The organism is Neobacillus rhizophilus, assembly GCF_018343535.1.
Classification (GTDB): Bacteria; Bacillota; Bacilli; order Bacillales; family Cytobacillaceae; genus Neobacillus; species Neobacillus rhizophilus.
Genome location: NZ_JAGYPF010000004.1, coordinates 298397 through 315953, shown reverse-complemented (window position 1 = coordinate 315953; position 17557 = coordinate 298397). Strand labels below are relative to the sequence as shown.

Annotated in this window: 14 protein-coding genes; 2 read left to right on the top strand and 12 right to left on the bottom strand. The window is 39.7% G+C overall.

The features are described 5' to 3' along the window. Positions 1-50 precede the first annotated feature (50 nt). The 7 genes from KHA99_RS19805 to KHA99_RS19775 form a co-directional block, all read right to left on the bottom strand. On the bottom strand, positions 51-1055 hold the full coding sequence (locus KHA99_RS19805; RefSeq protein WP_249366781.1) for an ABC transporter ATP-binding protein: 1005 nt from the start codon (positions 1053-1055) through the stop codon (positions 51-53). Then, on the bottom strand, positions 1040-2005 hold the full coding sequence (locus KHA99_RS19800) for an ABC transporter ATP-binding protein (protein ID WP_213119216.1): 966 nt from the start codon (positions 2003-2005) through the stop codon (positions 1040-1042). Before KHA99_RS19800 ends, KHA99_RS19805 begins: the two co-directional genes overlap by 16 nt. 7 nt (positions 2006-2012) lie before the next feature. Further along, positions 2013-2933, bottom strand: a complete 921-nt coding sequence (locus KHA99_RS19795; protein ID WP_213119215.1) for an ABC transporter permease — start codon at positions 2931-2933, stop codon at positions 2013-2015. Positions 2934-2946: 13 nt separating this feature from the next. Then, positions 2947-3882, bottom strand: a complete 936-nt coding sequence (locus KHA99_RS19790) for an ABC transporter permease (RefSeq protein ID WP_213119214.1) — start codon at positions 3880-3882, stop codon at positions 2947-2949. A gap of 79 nt (positions 3883-3961) precedes the next feature. Continuing rightward, entirely contained in the window at positions 3962-5584 is a 1623-nt protein-coding gene (locus tag KHA99_RS19785) for an ABC transporter substrate-binding protein (RefSeq protein WP_213119213.1), read from the bottom strand. Positions 5585-5598: 14 nt separating this feature from the next. Next, a complete protein-coding gene (locus KHA99_RS19780) occupies positions 5599-6753 on the bottom strand; it encodes an acyl-CoA dehydrogenase family protein (protein ID WP_213119212.1) in 1155 nt (384 codons plus the stop codon). 1 nt (position 6754) lies between these two features. After that, complete coding sequence (locus tag KHA99_RS19775) at positions 6755-8884, bottom strand: acetate--CoA ligase family protein (protein ID WP_213119211.1); 2130 nt, start codon at positions 8882-8884, stop codon at positions 6755-6757. Positions 8885-9094: 210 nt separating this feature from the next. Here KHA99_RS19775 and KHA99_RS19770 point away from each other — a divergent pair, with 210 nt between their 5' ends. Together KHA99_RS19770 and KHA99_RS19765 are read left to right on the top strand one after the other, a co-directional pair. Beyond that, positions 9095-9997: a LysR family transcriptional regulator gene (locus KHA99_RS19770; RefSeq protein WP_213119210.1), complete on the top strand. Its 903-nt coding sequence runs from the start codon at positions 9095-9097 to the stop codon at positions 9995-9997. Positions 9998-10130: 133 nt separating this feature from the next. Further along, positions 10131-10892 (top strand): SDR family NAD(P)-dependent oxidoreductase, encoded by a 762-nt coding sequence (locus KHA99_RS19765; RefSeq protein ID WP_213119209.1) that lies wholly within the window; start codon positions 10131-10133, stop codon positions 10890-10892. A gap of 108 nt (positions 10893-11000) precedes the next feature. Here KHA99_RS19765 and KHA99_RS19760 read toward each other — a convergent pair whose 3' ends face one another. The 5 genes from KHA99_RS19760 to KHA99_RS19740 form a co-directional block, all read right to left on the bottom strand. Next, positions 11001-12773, bottom strand: coding sequence for an ABC transporter ATP-binding protein (locus KHA99_RS19760; protein ID WP_213119208.1), 1773 nt, complete (start codon positions 12771-12773; stop codon positions 11001-11003). Positions 12774-13021: 248 nt separating this feature from the next. Next, positions 13022-13819 carry a DUF8832 domain-containing protein gene (locus KHA99_RS19755; protein WP_213119207.1) on the bottom strand — a complete coding sequence of 266 codons (798 nt, stop codon included), beginning with the start codon at positions 13817-13819 and terminating at the stop codon, positions 13022-13024. After that, positions 13812-16298, bottom strand: a complete 2487-nt coding sequence (locus tag KHA99_RS19750; protein ID WP_213119206.1) for an FtsX-like permease family protein — start codon at positions 16296-16298, stop codon at positions 13812-13814. Before KHA99_RS19750 ends, KHA99_RS19755 begins: the two co-directional genes overlap by 8 nt. Continuing rightward, on the bottom strand, positions 16270-16977 hold the full coding sequence (locus KHA99_RS19745; RefSeq protein WP_213119205.1) for an ABC transporter ATP-binding protein: 708 nt from the start codon (positions 16975-16977) through the stop codon (positions 16270-16272). Before KHA99_RS19745 ends, KHA99_RS19750 begins: the two co-directional genes overlap by 29 nt. 394 nt (positions 16978-17371) lie before the next feature. Continuing rightward, the gene (locus KHA99_RS19740; RefSeq protein ID WP_213119204.1) at positions 17372-17515 is read right to left on the bottom strand and encodes a YrzI family small protein; all 144 of its coding nucleotides are present in this window, start codon (positions 17513-17515) and stop codon (positions 17372-17374) included. Between the last annotated feature and the right edge of the window lie 42 nt (positions 17516-17557).

Sequence of the window (17557 nt, the reverse complement as noted above, 5' to 3'; positions counted from 1 at the left end):
ATATGGGAAATCCAAAGGAAGGAACTCCTTTCATTAGTATTTAGGGATAGTTAAAAAATAGCACCGTTTTCTACCAAATGGCAGGAGACTGAATGTTCCTTGTTTATTTGAAATTCACTTGGAATGCTTTTCTCGCAAATCTCAGTCTTAAACGGACATCTTGTATGAAAAGAACAACCCGGTGGTGGGTTTTTTGGACTCGGAACATCTCCTTCCAGAATAATTCTTTTCCTCATCAGCTTTGTCTTTGGATTTGCAATAGGGACAGATGACAGTAGTGCTCTAGTATAAGGATGCTTTGGGCTTTCAAATATTTCCTTTGTCGTGCCCATTTCCACAATTTTTCCTAAGTACATCACTGCTACGCGGTCACTTATGTGTTCTACCACACTTAAATCATGAGAAATAAAAATATAGGTTAAACCAAATTCTTCTTGCAAATCTTTTAGTAGATTAAGAAGTTGGGACTGTATCGAGACATCCAATGCAGAGACAGGCTCATCACAAATGATGATATCAGGGTTTAATGATATTGCCCGTGCGATACCAATCCGCTGCCGTTGTCCTCCAGAAAATTCGTGTGGATAACGATCCATGTGCTGTGAGCCTAACCCAACCATTTCAAGCAATGATAGAACCCTATTCTCAATTTCCAATTTTGAACCATATCCATTGATCAGTAGAGGTTCACTTAGAATTTTACGAATTGTAAGTTTCGGGTTTAAAGAGCTGTATGGGTCTTGGAAAATAATTTGAATGTTTCTGCGGTATTGTTTTAATGCCGATTTATTAGCTTCATGTATATTGGCATTGTTTAAATAAATTTTTCCTGATGAAGGATCCACAAGCCTTGCTAAACACATTCCTGTTGTACTCTTTCCACAGCCTGACTCTCCGACTAAACTAAACGTCTCTCCTTTTCTAACGGTAAAACTCACATCATCTACAGCTTTAACTGAACCGGTTATACCACCAAAAACACCTCCCCGAATCGGATAATATTTCTTTAGGTTTTCTACTTTTAGCAATTCTTCCGTTTTTACAGCTTGTTCCAACATCTAACCCTCCTTCCGTCTTCAGTCTGTTCTAATTTGGGTGCTTGCTGCCGGCACATATCTGTTGCCATTTCGCACCTTGGGTGAAAACGGCATCCTGTTGGCATTTTTTTAATATCCGGAACTACCCCTTTTATTGTGTGAAGCTTTTTCTTGGAAGTCCCCAGCATAGGCATGGAAAGTAAAAGTGCCTTTGTATAGGGGTGCTTAGGAGATTCAAATATTTCATCGACCGAACCTTCTTCCACGATCTGACCAGCATACATGACGATTACCCTAGAACAGGTTTCCGCTACAACACCCAGGTCATGTGTGATTAGAATTACTGTCATCCCGTAAGATTTTTGCAGGTCTGAGAGGATATCTAAAATCTGGGCTTGAATCGTGACATCAAGAGCAGTTGTCGGTTCATCTGCAATTAATACCTTTGGATTGCAGGCCAAAGCCATAGCAATCATCACTCTTTGACGCATTCCCCCAGATAACTCATGTGGATATGCCTTTAGTTTTTCTTCTGGGTCAGGTATTTTTACCCTTCTTAGGAGTTCAATCGATTGTTCTCTTATTTCTTTTCTAAAAAAGTTGGTATGGTATTTAAAAGTCTCAGCAAGCTGATTTCCAATCGTAAAAGATGGATTTAAAGAAGTCATCGGTTCCTGGAAGATCATTCCTATCTCTTTCCCACGAATTTGATTCATATTCTTATCGGAAAGATTCGTAAGGTTGGTTTCTTCCAACAAGACTTCACCCGAGGATATCCTTAGACCTGATTCCGGCAACAGTCCTAATATGGACAACGCTGTCATACTTTTACCAGATCCACTTTCACCGACAATCGCAAGCGTTTCACCTGCTTGAACTTGAAAGTGAATATTATCCAATATAGAGTAAGCATCCCTGCCCGTTGTTTCTACATTCAAATTATTAATGTTTAAAACAGGACTCAACATAACACCCTCACTTTCGCTCCCTGATAATGTGTGGATCAAAAGCATCCCGTAATGTATCTCCGAAAATATTGAACGCAATAACTACCACCATAAGAGCCACCCCGGGATAAACGGCAACCCACGGTGCACTAGTAAGGAACCGTAAGCCATCCTGTATCATGTTTCCCCATGTTGGATGTGGCGGCTGAATCCCTAACCCCAGAAAACTGAGGCTGGCTTCCACTCTTATCGCCGATGCCATATGGAGCGTTGCCATTACCAGGACCGGACCAAGAATGTTTGGGAGTATATGAACGACAATAATTCGAAATGTGCTAGCGCCGTAAGATATGGAGGCTCTTACAAATTCTTTTTCCTTAAGTTCTAACGTTGGCCCACGCGCAACCCTTGCACAGCTAACCGTTAAACCTAAACTTATCGCTATAATCAATGTAGTCGTATTTGACCCCAATGCCACTAACAGCATTAGCCCTAACAAGAGCATGGGAATCGCTTGGATTGATTCCAATATCCTCATTAAAATATCATCCAGCAAACCCCCTTTTAGAGCAGCTACCATGCCAAGAGCAGTCCCTATCAAACTACTGATTAGCACTGATATAAAACCAACTAACAATGATGTCTGAGAACCATAGATTATACGGCTCAGTATGTCCCGACCAAATGCATCTGTGCCAAGCCAGTGATCACCTGAAGGAGGCAGCATTCTTTCAGCAGCATTTTGATTTATAGGATCGTATGGGGAAATTATCGGTGCCAATATGGAAATGGTGATGGTTAATAACAAGAAGATTAAAGAAAACATTCCCAATTTACTCTTTTTAAAAACTGACCAGAACACGTTTTTGCGGCTTTGTTCTACCTCTGGAAGAGTTTCGGGCACGCTTGTGTCAGTGAATAGGGTTTCTTTCATAACGGGTTCACTCAAAAATACTCCTCCTTTATTGCGGGCGAATTCTTGGGTTTAAGATTGAATAGCTTAGGTCAACAATCAAATTAACAAATATAACCAAGATGCAAAACAACACCAAACATGCTTGTAGTGTAGGATAGTCCCTTGTTTCAATAGCACCCACTGCCAAACTTCCTAAACCGGGCCGGCTAAAAATGGCCTCAGTCAAAACGGCACCGCTAATTAACGTGGTCATATTTAATCCGATTACGGTTACGACCGGAATAAGAGAATTTCTTAAAATGTGCTTCGAAATGACCATTTTCTTTGGAATTCCTTTTGCTTTTGCTGTCCGGACATAATCCCTATTGACCTCATCCAACATACTTGAGCGGGTAATCCTCATCACGATTCCTGCTTCAATCAAACCAAGGGAAAGTGCCGGTAGGGCTAGATGATATAAATTTCCTACGAAATTTTCACCCGCTCCCATTGAAGGAAATATAGGAATTTTTAATGAAAAGACGAGAAGCAAAAGTATTCCCAGAAAAAATGCAGGCATTGAGATTCCCATCAGGGCAAACAGTCTAACTAAAGCATCAGAGATAGAATTCCGTTTTATTGCAGAATAGATGCCAATAGGAACACCAATAATTACGGCAATTAAAATACTAGCCAGTGTAAGTTCTAGTGTGTATGGTAATAAACTAATAATTTGATCAGATACGGACCTTCCTGTCGCGATTGAATTACCAAAATCCGCCTGAATCATACTTTGAAGAAAATGGAGATATTGAGCCCAAACCGACGTATTTAAACCTAGCTTCTCTCTTAGTGCCTGAATGGCCTCAGGAGTGGCATTGTCGCCTAAAATCACACTGGCTGGATCACTCGGAAGAATGCGAAGGACAAAAAAGATGACTGATATAGTTATAAAGATTGTGGGAATGGTCAACAAGATCCTTCTAATCGAATATTTAAGCATTTTTATCCCTCCCATTTAAGCGGATAAAGTACAAGAGGTAACAATATAAGGTTACTCTTGTACCTTACACCACTCTCTCTTAATCTTTTAGATCAGTATTTTCATCGATATAGTAGTTATAAATCATCGTTCCTTTAATCTTGTTTTGGTTATACCCCAAATCGACTTCTTTCCTTCTAACTAGAACGGTATTCGTTTCTACCAGAGGAACATATATGAAGTCCTTTTTGATTTGTTCTTGTGCTTCCTTATAGATTTGTTTGGCTTTTGTTTTATCTAATTCAACACGTGCTTGTTCAATTAATTTATCAACTTTGTTGTAATGGCTGTAATTTGTCACTCCCGTTGGCGTTCCGACCGTTGAAGGACCATAGAAGAATTGGGTAAGCACTGTGTCAGCATGAGGCGCTCTTACATAGCCATACAAGGCAATATTATTTAAATCTTTCCTTGCATTTGCATGATAAGTTGCATGTTCTACTTTTTCCAATGGCATTTCAATGCCAACCTTTCTTAACTGGTCCTGGACATAGACCATAATATCCAAATAAGAATTCAACGTACTTATATATTGTTTTGGTAGTGTAAGACCTTTTTCATATCCTGCTTCTTTTAACAATTCCTTCGATTTTTCTGGGTCATAATCGTATGCACCCACCTTGGCAGCGCCAAAATAAACAGCTGATACATTTCCAGTTGGCAAGCTCGCAGCATCTTTTCCTACGACTTTATTTACATATGTTTTAATATCAATAGCATGTGCGATTGCTTCTCGGACCCGGATATCATCGAGCGGCGGCTTTGACATGTTTAAATGTATTCCCCATAATAACGCCGGAGTAGTGAAATCTAATACTAAATCTTTATTTTCTTTTCTTTTATCAATCCAGAGCTGGTCACCTATTCCCAGGCCTAACTGTATTTCTCCCTTATCCATCGCAATCTCTACGGCAGTTGGGTCTGTCATAATCTTAAGGATGACCTTCTCTAGTTTGGGTTCTCCTTTAAAAAAGTCTTTATTCTTAATAAGCACTACTTTATCCTTAGGGCTGTATTCCTCAAAGATAAAAGGTCCCGTGCCGACTGGGGATGTCATAAATTTATCCCCCGCATCTTCAATTGCTTTCTTGTTTACAATCATTCCTCCATGATAATTTAAGACTTTTAATAGAAAAGATGCATCCGGCTGCTTAAGATTAAAAACCACTGTATATTGTTCAGGTGCCTCAATATTTGCCACGTTATCATAATCAGCTCTCCATGGAGAACCTGTTTTTTCATCCATTACCCTTTCAAATGACCATTTCACATCTTCAGACGTAAGTTCGCCATACCCTTTTTGCCACTTCACACCTTTTTTTAGGTGAAACGTCCATTGAGTGGCATCACTATTACTCTCCCATTTTTCTGCAAGATCCCCTTCAATCTTTTCAAAGTCTACCGTTCCGGTAGGGAATTTGACTAGGCCATTAAAGATGGTTTGTACAATTGTTACTTCATTAACAGGTGACGCGAAATGTGGGTCAAGCTTTTCTGCCTCACCAGACATGGCTACATTTATAGCTTTTTCCTTTGAGGAATTGCTTGTTCCTTTTGATTCGGATGTCTCTTTTGTTCCTGATTGCTTTTGTTCTGTACACCCAGATAGGACAATCACTGCTGCAATTAAAATAGATAAAATAATATTTATTTTTCTTTTCATATTTCCCTTCCCCCCTATCTGAGCATTTTACGAGCAATGATAAATTTTTGGATTTCGGTAGCTCCTTCCACAATTCTCATGACACGTATATCCCGGAACCATCTTTCTAAAGGTAACTCTTTCGTTAATCCCATTCCTCCATGAATTTGAATCGCCCGGTCAACTACTTTGAAGGCCATTTCTGTCGCATATAACTTACACATGGACGCTTCTTCCAGGACATCCTCTCCTTGCTCTAACCTCCAGGCAGTTTCATGGGTTAGCAATCTAGCAGTTTTTATTTCAACTGCGGAATCTACCAGCATCCATTGAACAGCCTGACGCTGTGCAAGAGTTTTTCCGAAGGTTTCTCTTTGTTTGGCATGTCGGATTGACATTTCCAGTGCCCTCTGAGCCATCCCTAAACAAGTGGCGGCCATACGAATGCGCCCATATGCAGCCCACTCCTTAAATAAGTTGAACCCCTGGCCCTCTTCACCTAAAATCTGAGAATCAGGAACGACGACATTGTCAAAGAGTAATTCTGTCGAATATTGAGGCCTAATTACAGGTACCTTTCGGTTAACTTTAAAACCTGGAGTATCAGCATCGACGAGAAACATTGTAATTCCGCCTCGTCCGCGTTTTTCTTTGTCTGTAACAGCCGTGACGAACAAAAAGTCCGCCCGATCCGCAAGTGTACTAAAAAGCTTGGTTCCATTAATAACCCAATGATCCCCTTGTTTGACAGCTGTTGTTTGAATAGCTGCAGCATCTGATCCTGCCGCAGGTTCGGTGTTTGCCATTGCCGACCTTTTTTCTCCCCGAATCATGGGCAGTAAATATTTTTCGATTTGCTCATCTTTTGCCTTATATAGAATTCCCGGCGGCTCTCCTCCAAACGGACTGTGATGTGCTGTTCCAATAGTGGTTTTACTTTTTTCCTCTTGTGCAATGACCATACCCATAGGACCTACTCCTCCGCCCCCAAGTTCAACTGGAGTTGTCAGCGCCCATAAACCGTTTTCTTTTAATTTGTTCGAAATTCGACTGTATTCATCTTCCGGGAGTTCGACCCAATCAGGATCGGTATTGCATAAATGCTGTTCTAATGGTAGACATTCCTTTTCAACAAACTTTCTTATTGTTTTTTGCAGCATTTGTAATTCGTCTGGTAACCTAAAATCCATTTTAAACACTCCTTATAAAGTTCTTCTCCTCTTCCTCAACAATCACCAAAGCATCAACGATTTTAATTCCACTCTTTGTAATGACAACAGGATTTAAATCAATCTGAATCTCCTGTTTTAAGCTGGCGCAAATTCGTGAAAACCTCGAAATAAATTCTGCTAATAAGTCAAGATCAATTGATTGTTGCCCGCGTACTCCAGTTAAAACTTTAGATCCGTTTAACTCTTGTATTAATGTTTTTGCTGTATTTTGAGATATTGGAGGTAAAACAGTTTTGGTATCCTTAAGAACTTCCACGAAAATGCCACCAAGGCCAAATGTTAGGGAAGGACCGAGCTGAGGATCAACATGACAACCCACAAAAACTTCTATTCCATCAAGCACCATTTCCTGGACTATAATGTTGTCAATTTCTAATCCCGTGTTTTGTTTAATATTATTTTTAATCGATAGGTAAGCGTTTTCAACTTCTTCCGGTGAACAGAGATTTAATGCTACCCCACCTACATCTGTTTTATGAGGAATTTTATTTGATACTACTTTCAGGGCAACTGGAAATCCTATTTCCGTCGCATATTTCACAGCTTCTTCAGGAAATCTAGCTATTTTCTCTTTTGTAACCGGTAATCCCTGTTGATTTAGCCATCGTTTTGCCTCATACTCATTCAGATTATTTTCGATGCTTTTCGTCGTAATCAGGCATTCCCTTCGTTCAGAAATAAATTGGTAGATTTCTTTTCGTCTTTTGAAGTTTGAATGAATATCAATAAACTTTCTTAGAGTCTCTATGCATCGTTTTGGGCTTTTAAAAAATGTTAGCTTTTCCGATTTAAGTACTTCAAATCCCGGTTTCGCTAATTGATCCCCTGCCATCCACACAACAACAAGCGGTTTATCCATTTCTTTTGACTTTTTAATCAAAAACTTTGCCATATCTCCTGCACGTGGTCCTGTTACCATTGTTAAAGCCACAATTAATATATCAATGTTTGGATCATTCGCAACTGCATTTACCGATTCATTAAACAGTTCTTCAGAACCAGCTACTTGAGCAGTTAAGTCGACGGGGTTAAGATCCGAGCCGAAATCCGGTAAATATTGTTGTAAAATTTGCTTTGTTGGTTCTGCAAGTGGCGGCACATCAATACTATTTATGGCACAATGATCAGCTAATATTACCCCGGCTCCACCAGAAGTTGTTATAATACCTACCCGATTTCCAGGCGGCCTTTTGGTCCTAGTTAAAATTTTGCACAAATCCGCAACTTCTTCTATATCTGAAACCTTTGTTATCCCAATTTGTTTAAATAAACTGTCATATAAATCACTTGATCCTGCTAGTGCTGCTGTATGCGACGATGCAGCTTTAGCACCGAGTTCCGAATTTCCAACTTTAAATATTAGGAGTGGCTTTTCCTCCCTTAAACATATTTCTGCTAAATCAAATAATCGTTCAGGCTTTTTAAAACCCTCAACATACGATACTAATACCTCAGTTTGGTCATGTGTAGCAAATTCAATCAAGAAATCGGTTACTTCAAGATCGGCTTCATTTCCTGTACTGACTACGTAGTTAAACCCAATACCTTCCTCTTCCAACTGGTTAAAAGTTGAAAATCCCAATGCACCACTTTGTGATACAAAACCAACGGGACCCGGAATAATGGAGGGAAGTTCCAACGCTCCGCTGAAAGTAGCTGCTACTTCATCAACGATGTTAAACATCCCTTGGCAATTAGGTCCTAAGATTCTTATATCTCCGTTTTTTGTTATATTTTTTAAATAGGATTGAAGATATTCACCTTCTGTCCCCGCTTCTGCAAATCCCGAACTAAATATAATGGCAAACGGAACCTTTTTTTCCAGACATTGGTCAATCACTCTTGGAATACCTTTAGCTGCAACGATTATAATAGCTAGGTCAACTGTGTTTGGAATTGATTTTATATCCGGATAAGCCTGGATTCCCTTTATTTGGTCGTATTTTGGGTTTACTGGGTAAATGTCTCCGCTATATTTGTATTTTAGTAAATGTGATATTGTACGTCCGCCAATACTTTTTTCATTTGGTGAAGCGCCAACAATTGCAATTGATTTTGGTTTAAAAAACTTTTCGAAATCTGTTTTCATTTTATTGCCTCCTTATCTATCAATTCGCTATGTGACCCTGCAGAAACTCTACCTCCCTTTTTAAAATCCTACTTCCAATCTTTACTCTTATGGAAAATTTCGAATTTTTATTGTATTCTAAATATACAAATAATAGAAAATAGTTTCCAATACATGTTTCCTATAACCTCATAGTTTTGGACTATACAAATAAAATGGGGGTAAAAATTTATGGAAATTCGTCACATGAGATATTTTGTGTCCGTTGTAAGAAATAAGAATATTACGAGAGCAGCTGAGGAACTTCATATTGCACAACCATCACTAAGTGCACAAATTAAAACTCTTGAACAAATGGTAGGCTGCAAACTTTTAGAACGAAATTCTAGGGAAATTAGCTTAACAGAAGCAGGAAGAGTTCTTTACAAACATGCATGTCAAATTCTGTTACAGGTTGAAAATGTTTACAAAGAATTGGAAGAAGTAAAAGAAGTAGAATCTGGGGAAATTAAAATCGGTATATTTCCGTCTGCTACCTATTGGTTACCGCATGTCATCACGGAACTAAAGGATCACTACCCAAATCTCAATTTAAATGTTTTGGAAGCAGGGGCAGAAAACATAGAGAAATCCTTATTAAACTATGAAATCCATCTTGGTATTACCTCCAAGTTTTTCCATTCCGACAAACTCAAATTTATACCCATTTACAACGAGGAAATGTTACTAATAACACATGCCAATCACTCTTTTAAGAACCTTCAACAAGTAAATCTTTCCGAATTATCCAATGAAACTTTTATTCAATATAAACCAGGCTATCAATTGCGTGATATTATCATAAAATCATTTCAGGATGCCGGCATTGAACCACGTGTACTATGTGAATGTAGAAGATTAGAAACCGTTAGAAGTATGGTTCTTTCCAATCTTGGTGTTGCTATAGTGCCAGAATCTTTTTTAGAATTCGCAAATCATCGTGATTTTAATATCACAAATATAATAAACCCCACTCCTTTGAGAACCCTTTATGTAGCATTCCATAAAGATCGATACTTTCAGCCTATTATCCATGATTTGAAGGATATCATCATTCAATACTTTGAAAATCAAAATCAAGCTATATTAATTTAAATCAATAAAAAAATACATAAAAAAATAATGTTGCGAGAGAGCATGCCTAACGGCTCTTTCGTTTTTATGAATGGTTTCCATTATACTAATTACTTAGAGACACATTAAAGAAGCAAAAAAGGAGCTTTAAAAAATGGACTTGCAATTACAAGGCAAAAACGTACTTATTACTGGCGGTTCAAAAGGAATCGGGAAAGCAATTGCCAAGGCATTTGTTGATGAAGGAGCAAATGTTACGATTACCGCCAGAGGTCTAGGTTATTTAGAAGAGGCAAAAGCGGAACTTGGCGGCAACGTATTAATTTATCAGGCTGACCTTACTAATCCAGAGGAACGGGACAAATTGATTCACACGTTTATCGAGGAAAATGGAACGATTGATATCCTGATTAATAATGCCGGCGGCAGTAATGGCGGTAAAGCAATAGAAACCGATATGGAGCTTTTTCATCAGGCAATGGAACTGAACTATTTTTCCGCAGTACATATGAGTAAACTGGCTGCCATTCATATGAAAAATCAGCGGTCTGGATCAATCATTAATATTACCTCTGTCTATGGTAGGGAAAGCGGCGGAAAGGTTACTTATAATAATGCAAAAGCTGCGCTCATCAGCTTTACGAAGTCTTTGGCCGACGAAGTCATCCCATATGGAATCCGGGTGAACAGTATTGCTCCCGGAAGTATTTTGCACGAGACTGGCAATTGGATCAGACGCATGAACGAAGACCCGGAGGGAATCAAAGAGTTTGTGAATAAGGAAATTCCCGCAGGCCGCTTCGGTACCCCAGAAGAAATCGCCAATGTTGCGGTATTCCTTGCTTCTGAAAAAGCATCCTGGATTGTCGGGGCCAGTATCAATGTTGATGGCGGACAATCGAAGATGAATTTTTAATTCAAACTAGAAAAAATGACTTCTTGACTTTAAAACTAACATTAGGGTCAGTCCCTCGGAACGTAAATATTACATTTCACTTGAGGATCTGACCCACCCAATATTTTATCAGCCAGCTGCCAATTTCATTTCTTCTTCGGCAGTCGAATTTTGCTTTGAATATAGTTCTTTGTAATAACCGTTTCTTTTTAGCAGGGTCTTATGATTTCCGCTTTCTACAATCCTGCCGTTTTTCAAAACAAATATCATATCAGCATTCAAAATCGTTGATAGTCTGTGGGCGACCATTATGATGGTCTTATCTTGATCAAATTGATTAATCGACTCTTGAACAAGTTTTTCACTTTCATTATCCAGAGCGCTGGTGGCCTCATCCAAGAAAATCAACGAAGGATTCTTTAAGAATATCCTGGCAAGGGCTACCCGCTGTTTTTGGCCGCCAGATAGTTTAACGCCTCTCTCCCCAATTTCTGTATCATAACCATTTGGCATTGCTGAGATAAAATCATGTGCAAAAGCCTTTTTGGCAGCAGCGATTATTTCTTCATCTGTCGCATCAAGCTTTGCCATTTTAATATTGTCCTTAATCGAAGTACTGAATAAAAAGTTATCCTGCGTGACAATTCCCATATGCTCTCTAAGGTTTTCAATCGCGTATTCTTTGATATTGACCCCATCAATTAACACCTCACCTTTTGTTACATCATACATTCTCAGCAAAAGCTGCAGAATGGTGCTCTTACCGCCGCCGCTTTCACCAACAAACGCATAAGTTTTACCTTTCTCAAGGGTCAAAGAAACATTATCTATTATGTTCCTCGCTCCATCATAGGAGAATGTCAGGTTATTAAGCTCGATGCAATCGTTAAATTCCTTTAACTCAACTGGGTTTGCTTTTTCGTTAATTGCCTTAGGGGTACCAAAGAAATCAAAAATCCTTTTTAATGCAACACTTCCTTCGGTAATTGCTGGATAGGCGTTAACTAGAGCGGCAACAGGACTTCTCATTTTATCGACATAGGCAAAGAAAGCAATCAGGCTTCCCATCGATAAACTGCCATCAATCACAAACAAACTGGCAATGATCGCGACGATAAATGGTGTCATATCACTTAAAACATTGACGAATGCTAACATGATCGCATTAATTTTGGCGTGCCGATCTGTTAATTTGTCAAATTGAGTTAAGTGTTGATCGAGTTCCTCTTTGTCTCTTTTTTCCGAAGCAAACAACTTTGAGAGGAAGGCACCTTGGATTTTTTCAAAAATAAACCCGCTCATTACCGATCGATATTGCATCATGCTGCGGGTTGACTTTTTTAATCTTTTTGACAGGATATGAGCAAGAATAAATTGTAAGCCGACTAGGAAAACAGATAGGATCGTTAATTTTACGTTAAGGGTCAACATGACCGCCACAACGAATACGAGCACAATCATTTCAATCCAAATGTTTCCAAATAAGGCTGTCAAGAAACCCTTCACCTTCTCGATATCATCGAAAAAACGTGTAGCGATTTCTCCGCTTTTGTTATCTACAAAATATTTCGCATCAAGAGAATGAACTTTCTTAAAGGCATCTTTGCGAAGGTGTTTCATAATATTATTGTTGGCCTTGTGGATACAAAATTGCCTTACGTATTCCATCGGTGTTCGGATGAAAAGGAATATGGCCAGCATACCAAGCCCAATCATCATTAGCTGTTCAAGCATTTCCGTGCGGGACAATTGCTCATTTTGCAGCAGAGAATCAAAAATATATTTTAAAATTAATGGAACAAACAGCGGTACCAGGAAACGAAAGATGCTCCCGACAAATCCAAGCAAGTATAATCCCCTTACTGGTTTCACATATGGTAAAAATAACTTGAAATCTTTCATTTTATCAAACTCCTTTCAAAAATTGATCCAGCGCCATTCCGACTAAAAATCTTCTAATGTATTGGATGATTTCATTCTACGTTGTTTTAATAGCTTCCTAACCGCATACTTTCTGAACCCCCACCGCATACTTTATGGACCTTTACCGCAGGCTTTTTGAGTATTACCGCATATTTTTGCGACACCTCCGATCGCACAAAAAAGAGAGGCAAATCTAATTCGATCTGCCTCTCCATCCTATTTCACTCTTAATCAACCTTTATCACAAAAGGAACTGTAAAAACTTGGTTATCTCTCTGAAACTGTAGCCAAATCTTGTAAACTCCGCTTTTGGGAAACTCTGTTTCAAAAAGAGCTTCCGGACCACTTCCCTGCCCTTCAACTGCATGAACGTGCAAGTAACGTTCACCGTCCTCGGATAAAACTACCACATGACCTATTGCACCTAAGTATGGCTCAAGGTCCGTAATCGGTTGATTGGTTTTTTCATCCGTTATTGTAAACTTAAGAGTAAGCTCCTTGTTTGCCTCAGCAGAATCCATCGTTAAGACAACTCGATTGCCATCCACACTTTTCACAAGGTCGTCGTCAACCACCACAGGAACAGAAGCCTTTTCACTTCCCTCAACGTCAACCCACGCCATTTTGGTCATTGAATCGCCGTCAGATGGCTCAAAGTCTGCAATTAGCTTATACTTGCCGCCTGCCGGGAAATTATTTGTAATCTCGAACAATCCGTTCCCTTTGTACTCTGGGTGGATATGATTGAAATAGGCTAAATCCTTGCTGACGATAATTAAGTGCAACAATTTTTCGTGCGTAATCTCAAAATCATTAATTGGTTTCCCGTCATTCTTCAAAATCTTTAGTTGTATCCGTTGCTCGTCACCTAGTGCACTTTCAATCTTCCAGTTCGCCTTAACATCATCAGCGGTAATTCGGGTACCGACTTCCGCAACCTTCTCATTCTCCCACGATTCATTCGATCCCCCACATGCAGAGAGCAATAACAAAGGTAAGAACAGCACTAAAATGATTCTACTCATAGCGAAGCGCCTCACTTAACTTGATTTTTGCCGCTCTGGATGCTGGAGCGATGCTTGAAATAATGCTGACAATAATCCCAAACAAAGCTATTATCGCGATAATTAACCAAGAGACGCCGAATTCAAAGGTTAAGGAGTTTACTTGTATAAACGTGGAAGTCAAATAGATTAACAGTATGCCAAACAAGATCCCAATGACGGTTGCTGCAAGCCCTATTCCAAATCCCTCTAATAAAATCATCCCGATAATCTGACGGTGAGTAACACCAACTGCCCGCATCATCGCTATTTCCCGGACCCGTTCCATAATATTGATCAGCAAGGTATTCGCAATCCCGATACCAGATACGATAATACCAAGAACAACAAGTGCGTTCACCATACTGAAAGATGCTGTAATGGTACCGCCAATCATGGAAACCCAATCCTCCGGACCCCACATTTCCTCAATTCTTCCACCGAATTTGGAGTAAATATTTTCTCGCAATTGCAGTGGGCTGATTTGTGCTTCCTTGATGACTAACGCATTTCTTTCATATTTAACACCGAAGTTTTCCTTGAAGTTCTTGTCGCTCATAAACGCCCCGTAACCACTATTTTTCATTGTATTAACCATAGCGGCCACTTTAAAGGTCTTTTCACCATGAATGGTATCTAATGTAATGCTATCACCAATTTTTCCTCCCCAAGTTGCAAAGGAGGTTTGGTCAAGGATAATTTCATCATTTTTTAAACTCTTAATTAATGCACTGTGTAAACCATTTGATACGGTAAATAACGGGAACCGGTCAATCCAGTCTGCCCCCACTCCGTATACAGGGAGCATCCGCTTCTCGCCGTCCAAATTCCAGACAATTCCCTGCATCGAATACGTTGCTGCATCTTTCACGCCGTCTGTATTTTTAATAATCCCTAGATCCTCTTTCTCAATATGGTGGAACATGATGTCGAGATTTCCGCCGTAAGATTGGTTAATCATTTTCTCATACGACTGTAAGAGAGCTGAATTTAGGGAACTCATTAACACAATCATGGCAATCCCAAGAGAGAGAATCACTGAAGTCATGGAGGTTCGACCAATATTTCGATTTAAATTACGGATCGCGACGTCTCCCGAAAATTTGAATGCAAGACGATAGAACGCTTTCAGAAGAAAACTAAACAGTTTAAAGAGATAAGGAAACACTAGGGTGATGCCAATCATAAGCGGCAGGACTAAAATCAAATGCTTGATGAAAAAGCTTGATAGAATAAGCAGGACACCGACGATTCCTAACCATTTAGAATGACCGCTTGGCTTTGCTTTGTTTTCTTTTAATACTTCAATCACACTCGTCTTACCAACCTTTTGAATCGGGTACCAGGAGGCAAGAATTGGAACGAGCAGTCCGGCTAGAATTGATACGATCAAACCAGTTGCTAATTCCATGGAACTGGTGCTTTGTACGCCATACACCATGAAGATGAGCAGCTTCAATCCATGGGCAAGGCCATATCCTGCCGTAAGCCCTAAGACAGTTCCGATAATGGCAACCAGTAATACCTCTGTTAAAACCATTCCCTGTAATTGTCCAGGTGTATATCCAATCGTTTTCATCACGGCAAATTCACTTTTTCTTTCTTTTATACTCACGTAGAGCGAATTAAAAATGATGAAGGCACTCAGTGCGATTCCGAGAAAACCAGCAATATATAGGGCTAAGAAGAAAGTATTCAAATCTTTAAACGCTGTATCGAAGTTAATAATCATTGGCTGCATATAAATACCTGGATTGCTTTTCACAAAGTCATCTAATTCATTCTCTACGGCATCAAGCTTATTAGGGCTTAATGCTTTCACTTGGATTGCTTGGATTTTTCCGTTTAAATCAAACCAATCTTGTACAGTTGGGAGTGGAACTGCGACCGCCCAGTGGTGATATTTAGCCATATTCCAACTGGAAGGGCCCATTAAGTCTTTTGTGTATCTAACAATAGCTGTGATCTTAATCGTTTTGACACCTTTGTCTGTGTCAAAGGAAACCGTATCGCCAATCTTAGATCCCCAAACCTTTGCCGTTCGATCCGTAATAACGGCCCCCTTGCCTTTTAAATCACCTTCGATTACTTTGAAACCAGTAACTGTGGTATCAAGCTGGCTATAGCCGGTGAGCACGACTCGTTTCTGGATGGAAGAGATCCCTTTTTCTTTGGTAATCAACTTGGTATTCTGCTTTAACATCGCAACGGATTCATAATCCTTTCCCGAAGACATTTGCTTATGAACATCCTCGGAAAAATAGGCTTCAGTTCCAGCAATATTAAAATCTGCTTTTGCTATAGCCTCCTTTAGGTAAATAGGAAAGGCTTTTTCTGCGGTATTTACAGCTGCTATGACACCAAATGTGGAGGCGACCCCTATCACGATTGATAACATCGTGAGAAAAGTCCGCATCTTCCGCCGCATTAAATTACGCCATGCGATTTGCCACTTTTTCATTTCGGTATCCTCCTTCCTCTACGATCATTCCATCTCTTACAACAATGATTCGATCTGCCACTTGCGCTGCCTGTTGATCATGAGTCACCATGACCACCGTAATCTTTTCCTCTTTGTTAAGCCTTGATAAAAGCTTTAAAATATCTTCTCCATTCTTTTGATCGAGGTTGCCGGTAGGTTCATCTGCTAGGATTAAACTTGGCTTCATCGCTAACGCCCGCGCTATTGCTACTCTCTGCTGTTGGCCGCCGCTTAGCTGCGAAGGGAAAACGGACTCTTTACCTTGCAGATTAACTTCGGACAGCAATTTTTGCACAATCGTTTTGATTTCATTTTTTGGAGTGTTATTAGCAGTAAGGGAAAGGGCAATATTTTCTCCGACCGTCATCATTGGCAGGAGCTGATAATTTTGAAAAACAAAGCCCACCTTTGTACGACGAAATAATGTTCGTTCCTTTTCATTCAATTTGGTTAAGTCAATTCCATCTACAATGATATTTCCAGTGGTAGGCTGATCGAGTCCTCCTAGTAACTGCAGCAATGTGCTTTTCCCAGAACCACTGGGTCCCATGATGGCCACAAATTCCCCTTTACGGACTTGCATAGTGGTATCCTTTAGTGCAAAGAAATCACCCGACTCCAAAGTATACATTTTCGAAACATTTGAAACTGAAATCATATTTTTTCACCCTCCATTTATTGGCGTTTAGTTTTCTATATCTTCATTGTAGTAATGAAAGAATGTTGCCAAACCGCACTCTTTTTGGAGGTCACCGCAGTCTTTTTAAGGTGCCGCCGCAGGATTTTGCGGCAGCCCGCAAGTTTATCGGTGATCGCGATTAGTTACTCTCGGATAAGGTGTCGTTACTTTCGGATAAAGTGTGGTTACTCTCGGATACAGGTCCATTACTCTCGGATAAAGCACCGTTACTCTCGGATACCGGTCCATTACTCTCGCGTGAGCTAACATTACTGGCGAATTGCCTGCCCTTACTGTCGGATAAGCCGCTGCTACTGTCGTATTACCATAACGAGGCAAAAAAAAACTGCCAGGATTACCCCCTGGCAGTTTGTTAATGCATCAAATAATGATTAGAGATTAACCGATCTTTATGTTCTTCATACAGTTTTTCAACCATTTCGTAGTGCAGGGCTTCTTCCGGTGCGATTAATCGTTTTTTTATGCTAACGGTAAAGAATAATAGATTCAATGTCATTGTAATTGTCCCCCTTAATGGGATTTAGTCAATCCCACTGTT

Coding starts and splice junctions, on each gene's coding strand:
- KHA99_RS19755 (WP_213119207.1), bottom strand. CDS start 13,819: ATGAGTAGAATCATTTTAGTGCTGTTCTTACCTTTGTTATTGCTCTCT.
- KHA99_RS19745 (WP_213119205.1), bottom strand. CDS start 16,977: ATGATTTCAGTTTCAAATGTTTCGAAAATGTATACTTTGGAGTCGGGT.
- KHA99_RS19740 (WP_213119204.1), bottom strand. CDS start 17,515: ATGACATTGAATCTATTATTCTTTACCGTTAGCATAAAAAAACGATTA.
- KHA99_RS19765 (WP_213119209.1), top strand. CDS start 10,131: ATGGACTTGCAATTACAAGGCAAAAACGTACTTATTACTGGCGGTTCA.
- KHA99_RS19785 (WP_213119213.1), bottom strand. CDS start 5,584: ATGAAAAGAAAAATAAATATTATTTTATCTATTTTAATTGCAGCAGTG.
- KHA99_RS19750 (WP_213119206.1), bottom strand. CDS start 16,298: ATGAAAAAGTGGCAAATCGCATGGCGTAATTTAATGCGGCGGAAGATG.
- KHA99_RS19800 (WP_213119216.1), bottom strand. CDS start 2,005: ATGTTGAGTCCTGTTTTAAACATTAATAATTTGAATGTAGAAACAACG.
- KHA99_RS19760 (WP_213119208.1), bottom strand. CDS start 12,773: ATGAAAGATTTCAAGTTATTTTTACCATATGTGAAACCAGTAAGGGGA.
- KHA99_RS19790 (WP_213119214.1), bottom strand. CDS start 3,882: ATGCTTAAATATTCGATTAGAAGGATCTTGTTGACCATTCCCACAATC.
- KHA99_RS19780 (WP_213119212.1), bottom strand. CDS start 6,753: ATGGATTTTAGGTTACCAGACGAATTACAAATGCTGCAAAAAACAATA.
- KHA99_RS19775 (WP_213119211.1), bottom strand. CDS start 8,884: ATGAAAACAGATTTCGAAAAGTTTTTTAAACCAAAATCAATTGCAATT.
- KHA99_RS19770 (WP_213119210.1), top strand. CDS start 9,095: ATGGAAATTCGTCACATGAGATATTTTGTGTCCGTTGTAAGAAATAAG.